Source organism: Aromatoleum tolulyticum (assembly GCF_900156155.1).
Classification (GTDB): domain Bacteria; phylum Pseudomonadota; class Gammaproteobacteria; order Burkholderiales; family Rhodocyclaceae; genus Aromatoleum; species Aromatoleum tolulyticum.
This window is the reverse complement of sequence record NZ_FTMD01000005.1, coordinates 113,155-130,229: the sequence shown is the minus strand read 5'-3', so window position 1 is coordinate 130,229 and position 17,075 is coordinate 113,155. Positions and strand designations below refer to the sequence as shown.

The window sequence follows — 17,075 nt, the reverse complement described above, 5'->3', positions numbered from 1 at the left end:
AACTTCTTCGTATCGTTCGCTACGCACCGGGAATTCGGTTCACGGTCCTTCAAACAATCAAAGGGGGCACACGACGTGGTCTGGCAACAGCTTTACGATCCATTCAACAATATCTGGCTTTCCAGCGCAGTCGCGGCGATTCCCGTCGTCGTGATGCTCGTGGGCCTCGGTTTCCTGCACATGAAAGCCCACGTCGCCGCTGCACTGGGCCTGGGCAGCGCACTCCTGATCGCGATCTTCGTGTTCGGGATGCCGGCCGCGATGGCAGGCAATGCCACGCTGTACGGCGCCATGTTCGGCCTGCTGCCGATCGGCTGGATCGTGCTCAACATCATCTTCCTGCATCAGCTCACGACCGAGAACGGGTCGTTCAAGGTGCTGCAGCAAAGCCTCACCGGCATCACCGATGACCGCCGCCTGCAGCTGTTGCTGATCGCGTTCAGCTTCGGCGCGTTCTTCGAAGGCGCGGCCGGCTTCGGCACCCCTGTCGCCGTGACCGGCGCGATCCTGATCGGCCTCGGCTTCTCGCCGCTGGCCGCTTCGGGCCTCGCCCTGATCGCGAACACCGCGCCGGTGGCCTACGGCGCGCTCGGCACGCCGGTGATCGCGCTGGCCGCAGTGACGGGCCTCGACCTCCACCAGCTTTCGTCGATGATCGGCCGTCAGCTGCCGTTCTTCTCGGTGCTGGTGCCGTTCTGGCTGATCTGGGCGTTTGCCGGCTTCCGCGGCATGATCCAGATCTGGCCCGCGATCCTCGTGACCGGCGTATCGTTCGCGATCCCGCAGTTCCTCGTGTCGAACTTCCACGGCCCGTGGCTGGTGGACGTCGTTGCCGCGATCGTGTCGATGGTCACCCTGATCCTCTTCCTGAAGGTGTGGAAGCCGAAGAAAGTGTGGACCTCGACCGCGCTGCAGGGCCGCAAGGATGACTCCGCAAGCCAGGTGGCCCCGGAACCGGTCAAGGCCGCCTCGAACGTACGCCCGGATCGCCGCGCGGTGATTGCCGCGTGGGTGCCCTGGATCGTTCTCACCGTGTTCGTGTTCATCTGGGGCATCCCGGACTTCAAGAAGTGGCTGGACACGATCTCGGTCTTCAAGATCCCCTTCACCGGCCTGCACAACCTGATCGAGAAGGTTCCGCCGGTCGTGGCCTCCCCGCACAAGGAAGCGGCGGTGTACACCTTCAACTGGCTGTCGGCCACCGGTAGCGGCATTTTCATCGCCGCAATCGTCTCCGGCCTGCTGATGAAGTTCAGCCTGGGGCGCCTGTTCGGTGTCTACTGGCGCACGATCAAGCTGGTCAAGATGTCCCTGCTGACCATCGTGATCATGCTGGGCCTCGGCTACCTGACCCGCTACTCGGGCCTCGACGCAACGCTGGGCCTCGCCTTCGCGAACACCGGCGCGCTGTACCCGCTGTTCGGCACCCTGCTCGGCTGGCTGGGCGTCGCGCTGACCGGTTCGGACACCGCCGCAAACGTGCTGTTCGGCGGCCTGCAGAAGGTCACCGCGGAACAACTCGGGCTGAACCCGATCCTAATGGCGTCGGCGAACAGCTCCGGGGGCGTGATGGGCAAGATGATCGATGCCCAGTCGATCGTCGTGGCGAGTACCGCCACGCGCTGGTTCGGACACGAAGGCGACATCCTGCGTTACGTGTTCTTCCACTCGATCGCGCTGGCCGTCCTCGTCGGCCTGCTGGTGACCCTGCAGGCATACGTGCCGCCCTTCACCCTGCTGGTGCCCACGCCGTAAAGACCGGGGACCGTGGCCGGCACCCGTTCGCGGACGGTGCCGGCCCCTCCGCGAAAACCAATCATCCCGTATTCATCGGAGCATCACATGTACAAGAGGATTCTGGTCGCGGTCGATGACAGCGCGACCTCCAACGCCGCCCTGGACGAAGCGATCACGCTCGCCAAGGCTCTCGGCGCAACCCTGCGCATCGTGCACGTCGCTGACGAGGCGCCGGTGCGCAGCGCCGTGGGGCTCGAGGCGATCCTGGACGTCACCCAGGTCGAAGAAGCCATGCGCAAGGCCGGCACGGCCCTGCTCGAAGCGGCCGCGAAGAAGGCCACCGACGCCGGCGTGCAGGCTGACACTGCCCTGCTCGAAAGCGAGGACAAGATCGAACTCGCACATCGGCGCGTCGCCGAGTGGATCGTCGAGGGCGCGACCGCCTGGCAGGCGGACGTGATCGTCGCCGGAACGCACGGACGCCGCGGCTTCGCGCGGCTGTTCGTCGGCAACGTGGCCGAGGATCTGGTTCGCCTCGCCACGACTTCGCTGGTACTCGTGCGCGGGAAATAAGCCGGACCGGATGCCGGACGGCATCCGCGATTCCAAACATGGACGGGCGCCCCGGGGCCATCGGTGATGGTTCCGCGGCGCCCGGATCATTTCCGGGGCCACTCACCCGGACAATAGCGAGGCACTGCGCGCCGCCGACGGATGCGCCATCAAATTCTATTGGAATATTAGAATTCCATATGGATAATACCTGTCGCCCGACTTGGGCTGGAAAACAGGAGAGTCCGATGAATCCGTCTCGCCGCAACATGCTGAAAATGGGTGGCATGACCCTCGCATTGATTCCGATCGTCGCCCTGGCTGCGAAAAACGATGGCATCCGCGCCTCGATGAAATACAAGGACACGCCCGAGGGCGACAAGAAATGCGCCGACTGCAACCTGTTCGTTCCGGGCGCCTCGGCGACCGCTCCGGGCGGCTGTAAGGTCTTCCCCAACGACACCGAGATCTCGCCGAACGGCTACTGCATCGCCTGGGCGAAGAAGGCATAAGGGCTGCAGCGGCGAAGTCCACCCTCGCCGCGACCGCCCGGCGAAACGGCCCCGGCCGTTTCGTCTCGCGGCTCGACCCGGCGGCACTAGCCTCGATTCCGCCCGCGCCCGGCGTTCCGCGCTCGGGCCGGGCGGGCCGGTATGCTAGACTCGGCCGCGGAATTTCACCCGGCGCCCCATGCAGATTCATCTTGTCGTCCCCGGCCTGATCTGGCCGGCGGTCTCCGCCCTCGGCCCCGCCTCGGGCCTCGAACTGACTTCGCTCGCGTGGCTGATCGGCCAGGGACGGCGCAGCTTTGCGCCCTTCGAACCGCTCGATGCACAACTCGCGCGACTGATGGGCTACCCCGACGATGCGGGAGCGCTTCCGCTCGCCGCCCTGCGCAGGCTCGGCGAACCCGCCCTGCCCGCGCCTGGCGCCGGCTCGGACTGGCTGTGCGCGGACCCGGTCAGCCTCTCGTTCGCGCGCGAACACCTGCTGCTCAACGAATTTCCGGCCGACGAACTCCAACCGGAGGACGTTGCGGCACTCGTCGCGGCCTTGAACGACACCTTCAGCGACCTCGGAACCTTCGAGGCCGCCACGCCGAACCGCTGGTACCTGCGCCTGGCGGCCCCGGCCCGCGCACGTTTCTTTCCCCTGCATGACGTTGTCGGCCGCCCGGTGCGCGACTTCCTTCCGGAAGGCGAGGACGCCCGTCTGTGGCAGCGCACGATGAACGAGCTGCAGGTCACGCTGCACAACCATCCGGTCAATCAGGCCCGCGAGGCCGCCGGTCACCGGCCGGCGAACAGCCTCTGGTTGTGGGGGGCCGGCATGCCGCGTCCCGCGGCGCGGTCAGTCGCTCGCACCATCCAGGCGGACGATCCGCTGATGCGCGGCTTCGCCCTCGCGGCGGGCTGCACCGTCACGACGCCCGATTGCGCCAAGGCCCTGGACGGTGACTCGCTGGTCGTGCTCGACGATCTGCTGTTGCCTGCGCTCCATCTCGACATCGACAGCTGGAGAACCCGGCTCGCGAAGCTCGAACACACCTGGTTCGCGCCGCTCGCGGTGGCCGTGCGCAGCAAGCGCCTGCGGGCGCTGAAGATTACGGCGCCGGGCGACCGCGGGACGCTCGAAGTCGAGGTGCGCGCCGCCGATGCATGGAAGTTCTGGCGCAAACCCCTGCCATTGGACATGCTGCTGAAGTCGATCGCACCTGCCGTCGCCTCCCCCCAACACCACTCAGGCACACGATGACCCGAATCCAGCCGCGGGCGATTCCGCCCCGCTCCATGCAGCGCCTGATCGACGCCGGCACCCATCCGCTGCTCGCCCGCATCTATGCCGCGCGCGGCATCTCGCGGCGCGAAGAACTCGACTACTCGCTCAAGGCCCTGACTCCGCCCGCAGCCCTGAAGGGGGCGCATGAAGCCGCCGTGCTGCTGGCCGATGCGATCGAGGCCGGCGCGCGCATGGTGATCGTCGCCGACTACGACTGCGACGGGGCCACGGCTTGCGCGGTGGGCGTGCGCGCCCTGCGGGCCTTCGGTGCGGATGTCGGCTACCTGGTGCCGAACCGCTTCGAGTACGGCTACGGCCTGACGCCCGCCATCGTCGAACTGGCTGCGCGCATGGAGCCCGACGTGCTGATCACCGTCGACAACGGCATCGCCAGTGTGGAAGGCGTCGCCGCGGCGCGCAGCTACGGAATGGCGACGGTGATCACCGATCACCACCTGCCGGGCGACACGCTCCCCGACGCCGACGTGATCGTGAACCCGAACCAGCCCGGCTGCGACTTCCCGAGCAAATCGCTCGCCGGCGTCGGCGTGATGTTCTACACCATGCTCGCGCTGCGCGCAGAACTGCGCGAGCGCGGTGCGTTTACCGGGCGCCAGGAGCCGAACCTAGGCGAGCTGCTCGATCTCGTGGCCCTCGGCACGGTCGCCGACGTCGTGAAGCTCGACCACAACAACCGCATCCTCGTCTCGCAAGGCCTCGCGCGGATGCGCGCCGACCGCATGCAGCCCGGCATCCGCGCGCTGTTCTCCGTCGCCGGACGCGACGCTTTGCGCGCGAGCACCTTCGACATGGGATTCGGACTCGGCCCGCGCCTGAACGCCGCCGGCCGCCTGTCGGACATGAGCCTCGGCATCGAATGCCTGGTCACCGACGACATGGGCCGGGCGCTCAACATCGCGCAGGAACTCGACCGGCTGAATCGCGAACGGCGCAGCATCGAGCAGGACATGCAGGAGGGAGCCCTCGCGCGGCTGGCAGATTTCGATCCCGGCAATTGCGCCACCGTCAGCCTGTTCGAACCGGACTGGCACCAGGGCGTGATCGGGATCGTCGCCGGCCGGATCAAGGAAAGGCTGCACCGCCCGGTGATCGCCTTCGCCCGCGGCGACGAGGGGCAGCTGAAGGGCTCCGGGCGCTCGATCCAGAACCTGCATCTGCGCGACGCCCTCGATCTGGTGAGCAAGCAATACCCCGATCTGATCCTGCGCTTCGGCGGGCATTCGATGGCGGCGGGTCTGACGATCCGCGAAGCCGACTACGACCGCTTCCAGCGCGTGTTCGAGGAGACCGTCCGCTCTCTCGTGGAACCGGCGGACCTGACTCGCACGCTGGACACCGACGGCCCGCTCGAGACCGGCTATATGAGCCTGGAGGCCGCGCGGCTGATCGAGCAGGACATCTGGGGCCAGGGCTTCCCCGCACCGCTGTTCGACGACGTGTTCCGCGTCGACAACCAGCGCCTGCTCAAGGACAAGCACCTCAAGCTGCAGCTGTCGAAGAACAACGTGCGCTTCGACGGCATCCGCTTCAATTTTGCCGAGGGTGCGCCGCAGCAGATCCGGGCGGCATTCCGCCTTGCACCGAACGAATACAACGGCGTCACCAGCCTGCAGCTGATGCTGGAGCACTTCGAAGCAGCCTGAGCCGCGTCCGCTGCAGCGGACGACGCCCCCCGCCGACCGGCACCTGCCCGCCCGCGCGCGCGTTCATTCTTCGCGGCGCTTCCCAGGCGAATGCGAGCTCGCATCCGCGACACCGTCCGAACGAATACCGTGCCACACCGCGCCCGAGGCGAGGGGTGGCGCGGAGCGCAATCGCGCCTCCCGGCCGTAGCGCCCAAGCCCTCCCCGACGACCTTTTGACATTCGTCAACACCCGCTCTCTTTTAGTTGCATTACGCAACTTGTTTGTTTATTTTTGCAACTGTTGAAGTTAGCAACCAATGCTTCGACACCAGAGCACCGACCGCGCCTCCGCGTTTCCCGGCGGAAGCATCGGCGGCGAATCGAGTCCGCAAAAACTACAGGTGAGCATCATGTCCACTGCACTAGCCACAACCCCGATTTCGGCCAATGCCGCGGTATCGGGTTACCGGGGTACCAATCGCCTGATCCTCGGCATGTGCCTCGGGGTATCGACTTATTGGCTCTTCGCACTCGCAATCACGGCCCTGGTGCCGACAATAAGCACCGCCTTCGGCATCAGCGCCGACGAACTCGGCCTGCCGATCAGCATCACCGCCCTGATGTCCGGCGTGTTCATCGTCCCCGCCGGCAGTATCGCCGACAAGATCGGACGCGTTAAGGTCGCCCGCGCCGGCCTCATGGTCGCGATGATCGGCGCCGCGGTGTGCGGCATTGCCGAAAACACCACGATCCTGACTGTCGGCCGCGCCCTTCAGGGCATCGCCGCTGCGATGATCATGCCCTCCACGCTCGCGCTGGTGAATGCCTATTACACGGGCGCGGAGCGTCTGCGCGCGCTGAGCTTCTGGTCGATCTCGTCGTGGGGCGGCGGCGGCCTGTGCAACCTGTTCGGCGGCGCGGTCGCATCGTATCTCGGCTGGCGCTGGGCCTTCTGGCTCGTCATCCCGGTCGCTCTGATCGCGCTGTATGCGATGTCTGCCACGCCGGAAAGCAAGAACGAACATGGGCCGCGCGACCAGCGCTTCGATTTCATCGGTCTCGTTCTGCTGGTCGTGGGTCTCCTGACGCTGAACCTGAGCATCACCAAGGGCCGTTCGCTCGGCTGGACCGACATCGTGATCGTCAGCGGCTTCGTCATCGCCTTCGTCGTGCTGCTCGCCTTCACGCTGTACGAAAAGCGTCGCAAGTCGCCGCTGGTGGATCTGTCGCTGCTCAATCGCCGCTCCTACAACGGTGCCGTGATCTCGAACTTCATGCTGAATTCGACGCTCGGCAGCCTGATGATCCTGATGACCTACCTGCAGCAGGGCCGCGGCCTCACCCCCTTCGATGCCGGCATGCTCACCCTCGGCTACACCGCCGCAACGCTGGTGATGATCCGCGTCGGCGAGAAGATCGGCCGCAAGTTCGGCGCACGCAGTCCGATGCTCGTCGGTTGCACGCTGGCTGCGGTCGGCATCACCATGCAGGCCCTGACATTCATCGACGGCACCTTGTATCTCGTGCTGGTCGCGGTCGGCCTCGCGCTGATGGGTCTCGGCTTCGGTGTCTCGGCCACGCCTTCGACCAACATCGCGGTCGGCGAAGCTCCCCCGGAAAAGGCCGGCTCGGCTTCGGGCATCTACAAGATGGCGAGCTCCCTCGGCGGCAGCTTCGGCCTGGCGATCGCGACGGTGGTGTACGGCACGATGATCTCGGGCAACCCCGCGGGACTCGCAAGCGCGGCCTTCGGCGGAATCATGACCGGCGTCATCGCCTGCGTGATCGCGATCGTCTCGGTACTGGTCTGCGTACCAGGCGCGAAGAAGAACTGAGCAGAACTGAGAAGAACCGAGCACCGCACCGGTTTCGTGCAGGCGGGGACTTCTCCCCCGACCCCTCCCCGGTCCCCGCCTGACACGACCTCACGATCCGGAAGCTGGAAGGCCACCCCCTTCTTCCTACAGAGGTGAAGACATGAACACGCTACTGCAAGAACTCTCCAATGACCTGCAACAGATCACCGGCTGGCGCCACCACATGCACCGCCATCCCGAACTGGCATTCGAGGAGCGCCACACCGCCGAATACATCACGGGCCAGCTCCGCTCCTGGGGTTACGAAGTCGCCACCGGCATCGGCAAGACCGGCATCGTCGCCTCGCTGACCGCGGGCGACGGCAGCAAGGCGATCGGCCTGCGTGCCGATATCGACGCCCTGCCGGTGACCGAGCAGGCGGCCGGCGACCACCGCAGCACCATCGAGGGCCGTTCGCACACCTGCGGCCATGACGGCCACAGCGCAATGCTGCTCGGCGCGGCGCAGCACCTCGCGCGCACGCGCAACTTCAACGGCACCGTGCGCCTGATTTTTCAGCCGGCCGAGGAAGTCATGGGCGGCGCCCTCGCGATGATCAGTGACGGCCTGCTTGAGCGCTTCCCGATGGACGCGGTGTTCGGCATGCACAACATGCCCGGACTCGAACTGGGCAAGCTCTACTTCACGAGCGGCCCGGTGATGGCGGCGGTCGACAACTGGGAAATCGAACTGACCGGCAAGGGCAGTCATGGATCGATGCCCGAACGCAGCATCGATCCGGTCGTCGCTGGCGCATCGCTGGTGATGGCCTTGCAGACGATCACTTCCCGCAACGTCGCGCCGCTCGACTCCGCCGTGGTGTCGGTCGGCGCCTTCCTCGCCGGCGACGCCGGCAACGTCATTCCGCAATCTGCGGTGCTGCGCCTGAGCATCCGCTCGAGCCGGCCGGAGACGCGCAAACTGGTGCTCGGCAAGGTGCGCTCGATCACCGCTGCGCAGGCCGATTGCTACGGGGTCGCCTGGGAGATCCGCGAAGGCACGCCGGGCGCCGTGCTGGTGAACGATGCCGCGCAGACCGCGTTCGCGGCCACGGTGGCGAAGGACCTGCTCGGTGCCGACAAGGTCGTCACCGATGGCCCCCGCTTCATGGGCAGCGAGGATTTCGCCTTCTTCGCGCAGCGCAAGCCGGGTACCTACTGCTTCATCGGCAACGGCGACACGCCGATGGTGCACCATCCGCAGTACGACTTCGACGACCGCAACCTGCCGGTCGGCGCGGCATATTGGGTCGCACTTGCGGAGTCCTTCCTGCGCTGAGGTCGGCAAACATCAGCTTCCGCTGTTCCAGCCGGGGCAACTCCGTCATAATGGAGTTGTCCTTTTTCACGCCAACGGAGCTTTCCGGGCGACATTGTGCCGGCAACGCATTGTGATGAACGACACCAACGCGCCCTACCTCACCTACAAGCTCGACCTGATCAAGACCATCTCGATCAAGGCGGGCAACACGTACTACAAGAAGGCCTTCGGCCTCGGTGTCCGCGAGTTGCGCGTGCTGCGTCTCGTGCACGACCACCCCGGCATCACGGCGAAGGATCTCGGCAACATGCTGGTCCTCGACAAGACCCTGCTGTCGAAGAACATCGCCTTTCTCGAGGAACGCGGCCTCATCACGCGCAGCCCCAACGTCAACGACAATCGCCAGCAGCACCTCGCGCTGACCGATGTCGGCATGCGCGTGTGGCGCGAGGGCGAACTGATCGGCCGGGGGCTCGAACGCGAGATGTTCGCGGATCTCAGCGGCGAGGACTGGGAGCACCTTCACACCCTGCTGGACAGGGTGCTGGTTTCGCTCGACAAGTGGCAGGAGTCGCACCGCAAGTAGGGCGCCGGCCTGCCACCTCGCATTGCTGTCCCGCCCGCGGGCGGCATCATTGCCTCGGCGGGCCCCGCCGGATTTCCTCCACTGTCCACGTTGCAAGCTCGGAGGCCAGGCGCGTCGACGCCGCACCGAAGGCATTCACCACGGCCGGAATGTCGGCAGACGATGCATGCGCTTCGGACTCGAAGGTCCGGCTGGCGAGGATGCGCCGCCCATCGCGCTCGACCAGGCGGGCGTCGAGCCGCACGACCGCCTGCGCGACGCCTCCGCGATATTCGCTCTGGAAGGCGCGCAGATCGCTGACGATTTCGTAGTCCGCCTGCAGTCGGGCTTCGTCGCTGCTCAGCGCCGCGATCCGGCCGTCGGCCCGCAGGGCATCGATCAGGCGGTCGCGCACCAGCACCGGCGCGGGCTCGCTCCAGCTTGCGCCTTGATACACGCTCACCTGGTTGTTCTGCGGCATGACCACGATGCGCTGTCCGGCGAGATGGACGCCGCTTGCGGGTTTGGCCACCCGTAGCGATACGGCAAGCGGCGTGCCGGCGGTCGTCGTGCGCTCGGGCGCTCCGGGGAGGAGGTAGGTGTCGACCGGCGCCGCCTTGGGCAGCACGGAACACGCGGAAAGGAGCAGCGTCGCGGCCAGCGCGACCGCGCAGCGCGACCCGGCCATGCCGCGCCGGGCTCTCCGGCAAACGATGGTCATGGCTTGAACTCCTTCATCGATTCATTGCCCAGCAGGTAGTCCGCGGGCCGGGTTTCGAGCTGCCGGGCGATCGTACGCACCGATACGAGCGTGTCCTGCAATTCTGTGAGTGCCGGTCCGATCTCGGCCGCGCCGCGCACCCCGGTGGCGAGCTGCGCGCGGTTTTCGGCGAGCAGCGTGTCGACTTTCGCCATCGCGCGTTCGAAGGCGGCCATGGCGTTCTCGGCGCTCTGCAGCGTCTGCACACCGCGCTCGTCGACGAGCCGGTTGGTCGCCTTCGCCAGCTTCGCGGCCTCGGCCAGCGTCGCGTTGGCCTGCTCGCTCGCCCCGGCCAGTTCCTTCAGCGCGCGGGCGAGATCCTTGCGCTGGGCCGCGATCGCGCCGGTGGCCTGCTCGAGGTTGTGCAGCATACGACCGACGCTTGCGACGTTTTCCGCGGAAAAGAGCTCGCGCGCCTGCAGCAGCACCTGGTTCGCGTTGAGCATCGCATCCTCGCCGTCGGCCAGCAGCTTGCTGAGCGGCGACGGCGTGGCGACGATGACCGGCACCTGTCCGGCTTCGCCCTCAAGCGGCGTGCTCGCCGGATCGTCGCCGCTGCTCAGGCGGATGATCGAGATGCCGGTGATCCCGGCGGGCACGAGGCGCGCCCGGGTGTCGCTGCGCACCGGGGCCTCGGCGTCGACGCGCACCCGTGCGAACACGCGGCGGGGGTCCTGCGGATCGAGGCGCAGGCTCGACACGTCGCCGATCTTGATGCCGTTGAACTCGACCGTGCTGCCCTTGGAGAGGCCGGTGACTGCCTCCTGGAAAACGACGTCGTAGGTGCGGAACTGCTTGTCGCTGTCAGTCTTGCCGAGCCACAGCGCGAACATCAGCGCCGCCCCGACCACCAGCAGGGTGAAGAATCCGATCAGCACGTGATGGGCACGTGTTTCCATTCAGGCTTGTCCCCCGTGGGAAAGATTATGCGGCGCGCGCTGCGCCGGCGGGACGGCCTGCGCGGCGGCGCGGCCGCGCGGACCGTGGAAGTATTCGCGGATCCACGCGTCGTCGAAGTCCGCGACGACGGCAAGACGGTCATTGACGAGCACGCGCTTCTGCGCGAGCACGGCCACCCGGTCGGTGATGGTGTAGATCGTGTCGAGATCGTGCGTGACCATGAAGACGGTGAGGCCGAGCGCGTCGCGCAGGGTCAGGATCAGCTCGTCGAACGCGGCGGCGCCGATCGGGTCGAGCCCTGCGGTCGGTTCGTCGAGGAACAGGATGTCGGGGTCGAGCGCAAGCGCGCGCGCCAGGGCCGCGCGCTTGATCATCCCGCCGGAGAGGTCTGCTGGATACTTTTCGCCCGCGTTGGCCGGCAGCCCGGCGAGCGCGATCTTGAGCGCGGCGAGCCGCGCCGCCTCGGCGGCCTTGAGCCCGGCGTGCTCGACGAGCGGCAGCGCGACGTTCTCGGCGACGGTCAGCGACGAGAACAGCGCCCCCTTCTGGAACAGCACGCCGAAGCGCTGTTCGATGGCGGCCCGCCGCGCCGCGGGCAGGCCGAGCAGATCCTCGCCGAACACGCTGACGCTGCCCGCCGCGGGCCGGTTGAGGCCGACGATGGTGCGCAGCAGGACGGACTTGCCGGTGCCCGAGCCGCCGACCACGCTCAGGATCTCGCCGCGGCGCACGTCGAGATCGAGGCCGTCGTGCACCACCTGTCGGCCGAACTGGTTGCGTACGCCGCGCACTTCGATGACGTTCGTCACCAGCCCATCTCCATGCAGAACAGCGCCGCCACCGCGTCGACGACGATCACGATGAAGATCGACTGCACGACGGACGAGGTCGTGTGCTCGCCGACGGATTGCGCGCTGCCCTCCACCCTGAAGCCTTCCAGGCAGCCGATGACGGCGATCAGGAAGGCGAAGATCGGCGCCTTGGCGATGCCGACGATGAAATGCCGCAGGCCGACGTGGCTTTCCAGCACCGACACGAACATCGTCGGCGAGATCTCGAGCGTCAGCGCGCACACCAGCATGCCGCCGACGATGCCCGAGATCATCGCGACGAAGCTCAGCATCGGCAGGGCCAGCAGCAGCGCGGCCACGCGCGGCACGACGAGCAGCTCGACGGGATTCAGCCCGCCCACGCGGATCGCGTCGATTTCCTCGTTCGCGCGCATCGACCCGATCTGCGCGGTGAAGGCGCTCGCCGTGCGGCCGGCGACGATGATCGCGGTGAGCATCGGTCCGAATTCGCGCAGGAAGGAGAACGCGACGAGGTCGACCGTGAAGATGCTGGCGCCGAAGCCGGTCAGCACCGTGGCGCCGAGGAAGGCGACCACCGCGCCGACGAGGAAGGTCAGCAGCGCGACGATGGGCACGGCGTCGAGGCCCGTGCGTTCGAGGTTCGCGACAAGCGAGGTGATGCGCCAGCGCCGCGGGCGGAGCAGCACGTGGAACGACGTCTCCAGCGTGATGCCGATGAAGCCGGCGATGTCGATCACGTGACGCCAGAAGGCGAGCATGGCGATGCCCGCGCGCTCCATGATGTCGCCGAAGGCATAGCCCGCGGCGCGCGGCGCGGGCGCGGCGGCGTCGATCACGCCGGCCACGGCCTGCAGCAGCGCGCGGCGTTCGGGCGGCAGCGCGCTCGCGTCCGAGGCCAGCGCCGCCAGCCGGTCCCTGCCCAGCAAGTCATGCAGCAGGCTGACGCCGGCGGTGTCGAGTGCGCCGACTGCGCCGAGGTCGACATCCGCGACATCGGCGATGCGGGACCGCTGACGCGCGACGTCGGGCGCGAGCGCCGCGTAGTTCGCAATCGTCCAGTCGCCGCGCAGGCGTACCTGCCCGCCATCGATGTCGATGAATGCCGCTTCCGTCATCGGCCGTGCGCTCCTCCGCCCAAGTGCTCGCGAATCAAGAATTTCACCATATCCAGGTACAGGGCCATACCATCCTAATCGAGCTTGCATGCGAAAGGCGCCTTCCGCGCGCACGGAGCGTCGCCGGGCGACCAGCGATGTGCACGCGGGACCTCGGCCCGCCGGCTTCCGTCCTTGCGGACAAATCCGGGAACGCCGCTGCTCAATACGCCACAGTCGTCCCCGCAGCCCAGAGGTGTGCCGCCACCAGCGCACGCCACGGCGCATAGCGGGCGAGCCACTCCTCCGCCTCGGCCTCGCCCACCCTGTCCTCCGCTCCCAGCAGCGCCTGCACCCCCCGACGCACCGCGACGTCGCCGTGCAGCGAGCCGTCGAGCCAGCCGAAGCCCCGCAGCAGCACGTAATCGACGGTCCACGGCCCGACACCGCGCACCGCGAGCAGGCTGGAACGGATCTCGTCGACGGATGCCGTTTCGGCCCAGGCGTCGAGCGGCAGCTCCCCGGCGGCCACCTGCCGCGCCAGCGCCAGCAGCGTGCGCGCCTTCGCGGTCGAGAAGCCGGCGGCGCGGAGATCGTCCTCGGCGAAGTGTGCGAGCCGTGCCGCGTCGGGATAGCACAGCAGCCCGGACGTGTGGCGGATAGCGGCGGCAGCGATCAAGCGTCGCCGCAACGACACCGCGGCCGCGACGCTGATCTGCTGGCCGGTCACCGCCCAGCTCAGCGCCTCGAAAGGCATTGCCGTGACCGGAACGCGCAGGCCCTTCTGTGCCGCGATCAGCGGGCCGATGCCCGGATCGTCGCGGAAGCGGTCCTCGAATGCCTCGACCGCCTGCTCCAGCCCCAGCATGCGCCGCACCATCGTCCCGAAGCGCGGCTCGATGTCCCGCGCCGGCTCCGCGTCGAGGGCGATTTCGGCGGACGCCATCCCTGCCGCGAAGCGCACGTTCAGGCAGGCCGGAATCCCGTCCCACAACAGGCCCTTGTGGAGCGAATCCCCTGTGACGCGTTCGGCCAGCTCGTGCGCGTCGCGCCGATGGAACGCGAGGATGTCGCCCGCGCGGAATCCGGCCGGCAACGCGAGCGAAACAGCCGCCTGTCGCGTCATTGTGCCGCTTCGCGCGCGAGCAGGAGGCGCTTGCGCTCGACGCCCCAGCGATAGCCGGACATGCCGCCGTCGCTGCGCACCACGCGATGGCACGGAATCGCCACCGCGAGCGGGTTCGCCGCGCAGGCGCCGGCGACCGCACGCACCGCCGCGGGTGCGCCGATGCGCCGTGCGATCTCCGTATAGCTCGCGGTCGCGCCCGCGGGAATTTCCTGCAACGCCTGCCACACGCGCATCTGGAAAGCCGTGCCGCGCACGTCCAGCGGCAGGTCCAGGCCCAGTTTCGGCACCTCGACGAAGCCGACCACGGTCGCCACGACACGCTCGTAATCAGCGTCGCCACCGATCAGTTCGGCTCGCGGGAAGCGGTCCTGAAGGTCGCGCACGAGCGCGTCGGGATCGTCGCCGATGAGGATCGCGCATACGCCCAGGGCAGTGCTCGCGACGAGGATCGCGCCGAGCGAACACTGGCCGACCGCGAAGCGGATCTGCTGCCGTACGCCGCCCGCGCGGTAGCTGCCGGCGGTCATGCCCAATGTCCGCCCTGCATCCGCATAGAAGCGCCCGCTCGACCCGTATCCCGCCGCGTAGAGTGCATCGGTCACGGTTGCGCCGCGATCGAGCTTCGTCCGCATCCGCTCCGCCCGGCACGCCTTTGCATACGCGCGCGGCGTGGTCCCCGTGACGGCCTTGAAGACGCGGTGCAGGTGGAAGGGGCTCATGTTCGCCGAATGTGCCAGTTCCTCCAGCATCGGCGGCGTCTCCGCCTGCTCGATCTGCCGGCACAGCGCGGCCACCGCTTCCGCATGCTGCTGCGCGAGTGAAGGCCCGTCCGGCGAGCAGCGCCGGCATGCGCGATATCCGGCTCGGACCGCCTCCTCGCCCGTCGCGAAGAACTCCACGTTCTCGGGCCGCGGCGTACGCGCCGCACACGACGGCCGGCAATACACGCCGGTGGTCCGCACCGCGTAGCAGAACGCCCCGTCCGCCGTCGCATCGCGCGCCTGCACCGCCGCCCAGCGCGGATCGGCCGCCGTCACGGCGGCCCGTACCTCGATTCGCCTCGACATCTTCATCGCCCCGTCAGAATCCGGTGAACCTCACTGTAGGCATCCGTGGCGCCGAACACACTCCGGTCCTTGCTTTCGAATTCGACAACGCCGCGATCACTTCCGCAGCGGCGTCAGCAGCCCGGAGAGGCCGTTGTGATCGAGTTCGTGCATCAGCGCGAGCAGCTGCCCCAACGTGCCCGGAGGAAAGCCTTCGCGGGCGAACCAGTTCAGGTAGTTCCCCGGAAGATCGGCGATCAGCCGCCCCTTGTACTTGCCGAAAGGCATCGCGGTGGTGACGAGCGCTTCGAGGTGCTCGGGATTCATGCTTCCTCCACATGCCGTTCGGCGATCGCCGCGAGGATCGCGCCCAGCAGGTGCCACACACGGCCCACCGACGCGATCTCGACGCGCTCGCCCGGCGCGTGGGCGCCGCGTATCGTCGGCCCGAAGGACACGATCTGCATATCGGGGTACTTCGCCGCGATGAGCCCGCATTCGAGCCCGGCATGGATGACCTGCACGCGCGACTCGGCACCGTACTCGCGCCGATACACGTCGCGGCACAGCGCCAGCAATGGCGAGTCGGCCTTCGGCGCCCAGCCGGGGTAATGACCGGACGCCTCGGCCGCCGTTCCCGATAACCCGAAGAGGCTGACGATCTCCTCGCCGAGGGCGCGGGCCGCCCCGTCGAGAAGCGAACGCACCATGAAGCTGCACGAGCCGCCCTCCGGCCCCAGCGCGACGATCCCGAGGTTGTTCGACGTTTCGACGACGCCCGGCACGCTCAGGCTGCGGCGATGCACCCCGTGCGGCGCCGCGTGCAGCGACGCGAGCCACACTGCCTGCTCCGGCGCGGACATCACCACTTCCGCGGCCGTCACGGGCGCCACCCGCAGGCTCACACCCTCGTCCACGCCCTTCAACTCCTCGCGCAGCTGCGCCTGCCAGTCGGCGAGAAAAAGCGTCAATTCGTCGCCGCATCCAGCCCGCAGCGCCACCCGTGCCCGCGCGTCGCGCGGCAGCGCATTGCGCGCCGAGCCGCCTTCGAGCGAGCCGAGGCGCAGGTCGAACCGGCGCTCCAGATCGCGCAGCACGCGCACCAGCAGCTTGATCGCGTTGCCCCGCTCCTCGTGGATATCCACGCCCGAATGCCCGCCCCGCAGGCCGTGCAGCTCGATCTGCCACTGTTGCGTTCCGACGGGGGGCGGCTCCGCCCGCCCCTCGCGCCGCACGTTCACGTCCAGCCCGCCGGCGCAGCCGATGAAGAACTCGCCCCATTCCTCGGTGTCGAGGTTCAGCATCAGCCGCCCTTGCAGCGCATCGGCAGCGAGCCCCTGCGCGCCGCCCATGCCGACTTCCTCATCGACGGTCAGCAAGGCCTCGACCGGCCCGTGAGCGAGCGAATCGTCTTCCAGCACCGCGAGGATCAGCGCCACGCCGATGCCGTTGTCAGCGCCGAGCGTCGTCTCCGTGGCGGCGAGCCAGTCGCCGTCCCGCTCCACGCAGATGGCGTCGCGGGAAAAGTCGTGCGCCGAACCGGCCGTTTTCTGGCACACCATGTCCAGATGCGCCTGCAGCACGACACCCGGTGCACCCTCGCAGCCCGGGCTTGCGGGTTTGCAGATCAGCAGGTTTCCGGCAGCATCGACCGATACGGTAAGTCCGCGCGCCAGTGCCCGGTCACGCAGCAGGTCGCGCAGTGCGCCCTCTGCCTTGGACTGGCGCGGGATGCCGCAAAGCGTGGAGAAATGCGCCCACACGGGGGCAGGTTCGAGGCCGGCGAAGACAGGCGAAACGGAATCGGACATGGCAGGGAGCGGGGACATGCGGTCGAACAGTCGAGTGCGCAATGGTAAGCCACGCCGGGCGCAGGACACGCTCGGCAATGGATCGTTGCAGGCTGGATAGCGTCAAAAATTCCATCGCCATCCACCT

At 67.8% G+C, this 17,075-nt stretch carries 16 protein-coding genes; 8 read left to right on the top strand and 8 right to left on the bottom strand.

Annotated elements, in window-relative coordinates:
• Nucleotides 1-75 precede the first annotated feature (75 nt).
• The 8 genes from BW991_RS09270 to BW991_RS09235 all read left to right on the top strand — a co-directional run bounded on the left by BW991_RS09270 (nucleotide 76) and on the right by BW991_RS09235 (nucleotide 9,417).
• On the top strand, nucleotides 76-1,755 hold the full coding sequence (locus BW991_RS09270; RefSeq protein ID WP_076601814.1) for an L-lactate permease: 1,680 nt from the start codon (nucleotides 76-78) through the stop codon (nucleotides 1,753-1,755).
• Nucleotides 1,756-1,842: 87 nt separating this feature from the next.
• On the top strand, nucleotides 1,843-2,310 hold the full coding sequence (locus tag BW991_RS09265) for a universal stress protein (RefSeq protein ID WP_076601813.1): 468 nt from the start codon (nucleotides 1,843-1,845) through the stop codon (nucleotides 2,308-2,310).
• A 227-nt stretch (nucleotides 2,311-2,537) separates the two neighbouring features.
• A complete protein-coding gene (locus BW991_RS09260; RefSeq protein WP_076601812.1) occupies nucleotides 2,538-2,801 on the top strand; it encodes a high-potential iron-sulfur protein in 264 nt (87 codons plus the stop codon).
• Nucleotides 2,802-2,979: 178 nt separating this feature from the next.
• Nucleotides 2,980-4,044, top strand: coding sequence for a hypothetical protein (locus tag BW991_RS09255; RefSeq protein ID WP_076601811.1), 1,065 nt, complete (start codon nucleotides 2,980-2,982; stop codon nucleotides 4,042-4,044).
• Nucleotides 4,041-5,732 (top strand): single-stranded-DNA-specific exonuclease RecJ, encoded by a 1,692-nt coding sequence (gene recJ / locus BW991_RS09250; RefSeq protein WP_076601810.1) that lies wholly within the window; start codon nucleotides 4,041-4,043, stop codon nucleotides 5,730-5,732. The genes BW991_RS09255 and recJ overlap by 4 nt, the downstream gene beginning before the upstream one ends.
• A gap of 392 nt (nucleotides 5,733-6,124) precedes the next feature.
• Nucleotides 6,125-7,549: an MFS transporter gene (locus BW991_RS09245; protein WP_076601994.1), complete on the top strand. Its 1,425-nt coding sequence runs from the start codon at nucleotides 6,125-6,127 to the stop codon at nucleotides 7,547-7,549.
• 142 nt (nucleotides 7,550-7,691) lie between these two features.
• On the top strand, nucleotides 7,692-8,849 hold the full coding sequence (locus BW991_RS09240; protein ID WP_076601809.1) for a M20 aminoacylase family protein: 1,158 nt from the start codon (nucleotides 7,692-7,694) through the stop codon (nucleotides 8,847-8,849).
• 115 nt (nucleotides 8,850-8,964) lie between these two features.
• A complete protein-coding gene (locus tag BW991_RS09235; RefSeq protein ID WP_076601808.1) occupies nucleotides 8,965-9,417 on the top strand; it encodes a MarR family winged helix-turn-helix transcriptional regulator in 453 nt (150 codons plus the stop codon).
• Between the two features lie 46 nt (nucleotides 9,418-9,463).
• On the opposite strand, the gene BW991_RS09230 is transcribed toward BW991_RS09235, so the two are convergent.
• The 8 genes from BW991_RS09230 to BW991_RS09195 form a co-directional block, all read right to left on the bottom strand.
• The gene (locus BW991_RS09230) at nucleotides 9,464-10,117 is read right to left on the bottom strand and encodes an ABC-type transport auxiliary lipoprotein family protein (RefSeq protein ID WP_076601807.1); all 654 of its coding nucleotides are present in this window, start codon (nucleotides 10,115-10,117) and stop codon (nucleotides 9,464-9,466) included.
• Nucleotides 10,114-11,055: an MlaD family protein gene (locus tag BW991_RS09225; RefSeq protein ID WP_076601806.1), complete on the bottom strand. Its 942-nt coding sequence runs from the start codon at nucleotides 11,053-11,055 to the stop codon at nucleotides 10,114-10,116. The genes BW991_RS09230 and BW991_RS09225 overlap by 4 nt, the downstream gene beginning before the upstream one ends.
• Nucleotides 11,056-11,865 (bottom strand): ABC transporter ATP-binding protein, encoded by an 810-nt coding sequence (locus BW991_RS09220; protein ID WP_084205025.1) that lies wholly within the window; start codon nucleotides 11,863-11,865, stop codon nucleotides 11,056-11,058.
• Complete coding sequence (locus tag BW991_RS09215; RefSeq protein ID WP_076601805.1) at nucleotides 11,862-12,983, bottom strand: ABC transporter permease; 1,122 nt, start codon at nucleotides 12,981-12,983, stop codon at nucleotides 11,862-11,864. The genes BW991_RS09220 and BW991_RS09215 overlap by 4 nt, the downstream gene beginning before the upstream one ends.
• Nucleotides 12,984-13,185: 202 nt before the next feature.
• Nucleotides 13,186-14,088 (bottom strand): DNA-3-methyladenine glycosylase family protein, encoded by a 903-nt coding sequence (locus BW991_RS09210; protein WP_076601804.1) that lies wholly within the window; start codon nucleotides 14,086-14,088, stop codon nucleotides 13,186-13,188.
• A complete protein-coding gene (gene ada, locus BW991_RS09205; RefSeq protein ID WP_076601992.1) occupies nucleotides 14,085-15,158 on the bottom strand; it encodes a bifunctional DNA-binding transcriptional regulator/O6-methylguanine-DNA methyltransferase Ada in 1,074 nt (357 codons plus the stop codon). Before ada ends, BW991_RS09210 begins: the two co-directional genes overlap by 4 nt.
• 96 nt (nucleotides 15,159-15,254) lie before the next feature.
• The gene (locus BW991_RS09200; protein ID WP_076601803.1) at nucleotides 15,255-15,464 is read right to left on the bottom strand and encodes a DUF3820 family protein; all 210 of its coding nucleotides are present in this window, start codon (nucleotides 15,462-15,464) and stop codon (nucleotides 15,255-15,257) included.
• Nucleotides 15,461-16,948 (bottom strand): aminoacyl-histidine dipeptidase, encoded by a 1,488-nt coding sequence (locus BW991_RS09195; protein WP_076601802.1) that lies wholly within the window; start codon nucleotides 16,946-16,948, stop codon nucleotides 15,461-15,463. Before BW991_RS09195 ends, BW991_RS09200 begins: the two co-directional genes overlap by 4 nt.
• Nucleotides 16,949-17,075 lie beyond the last annotated feature (127 nt).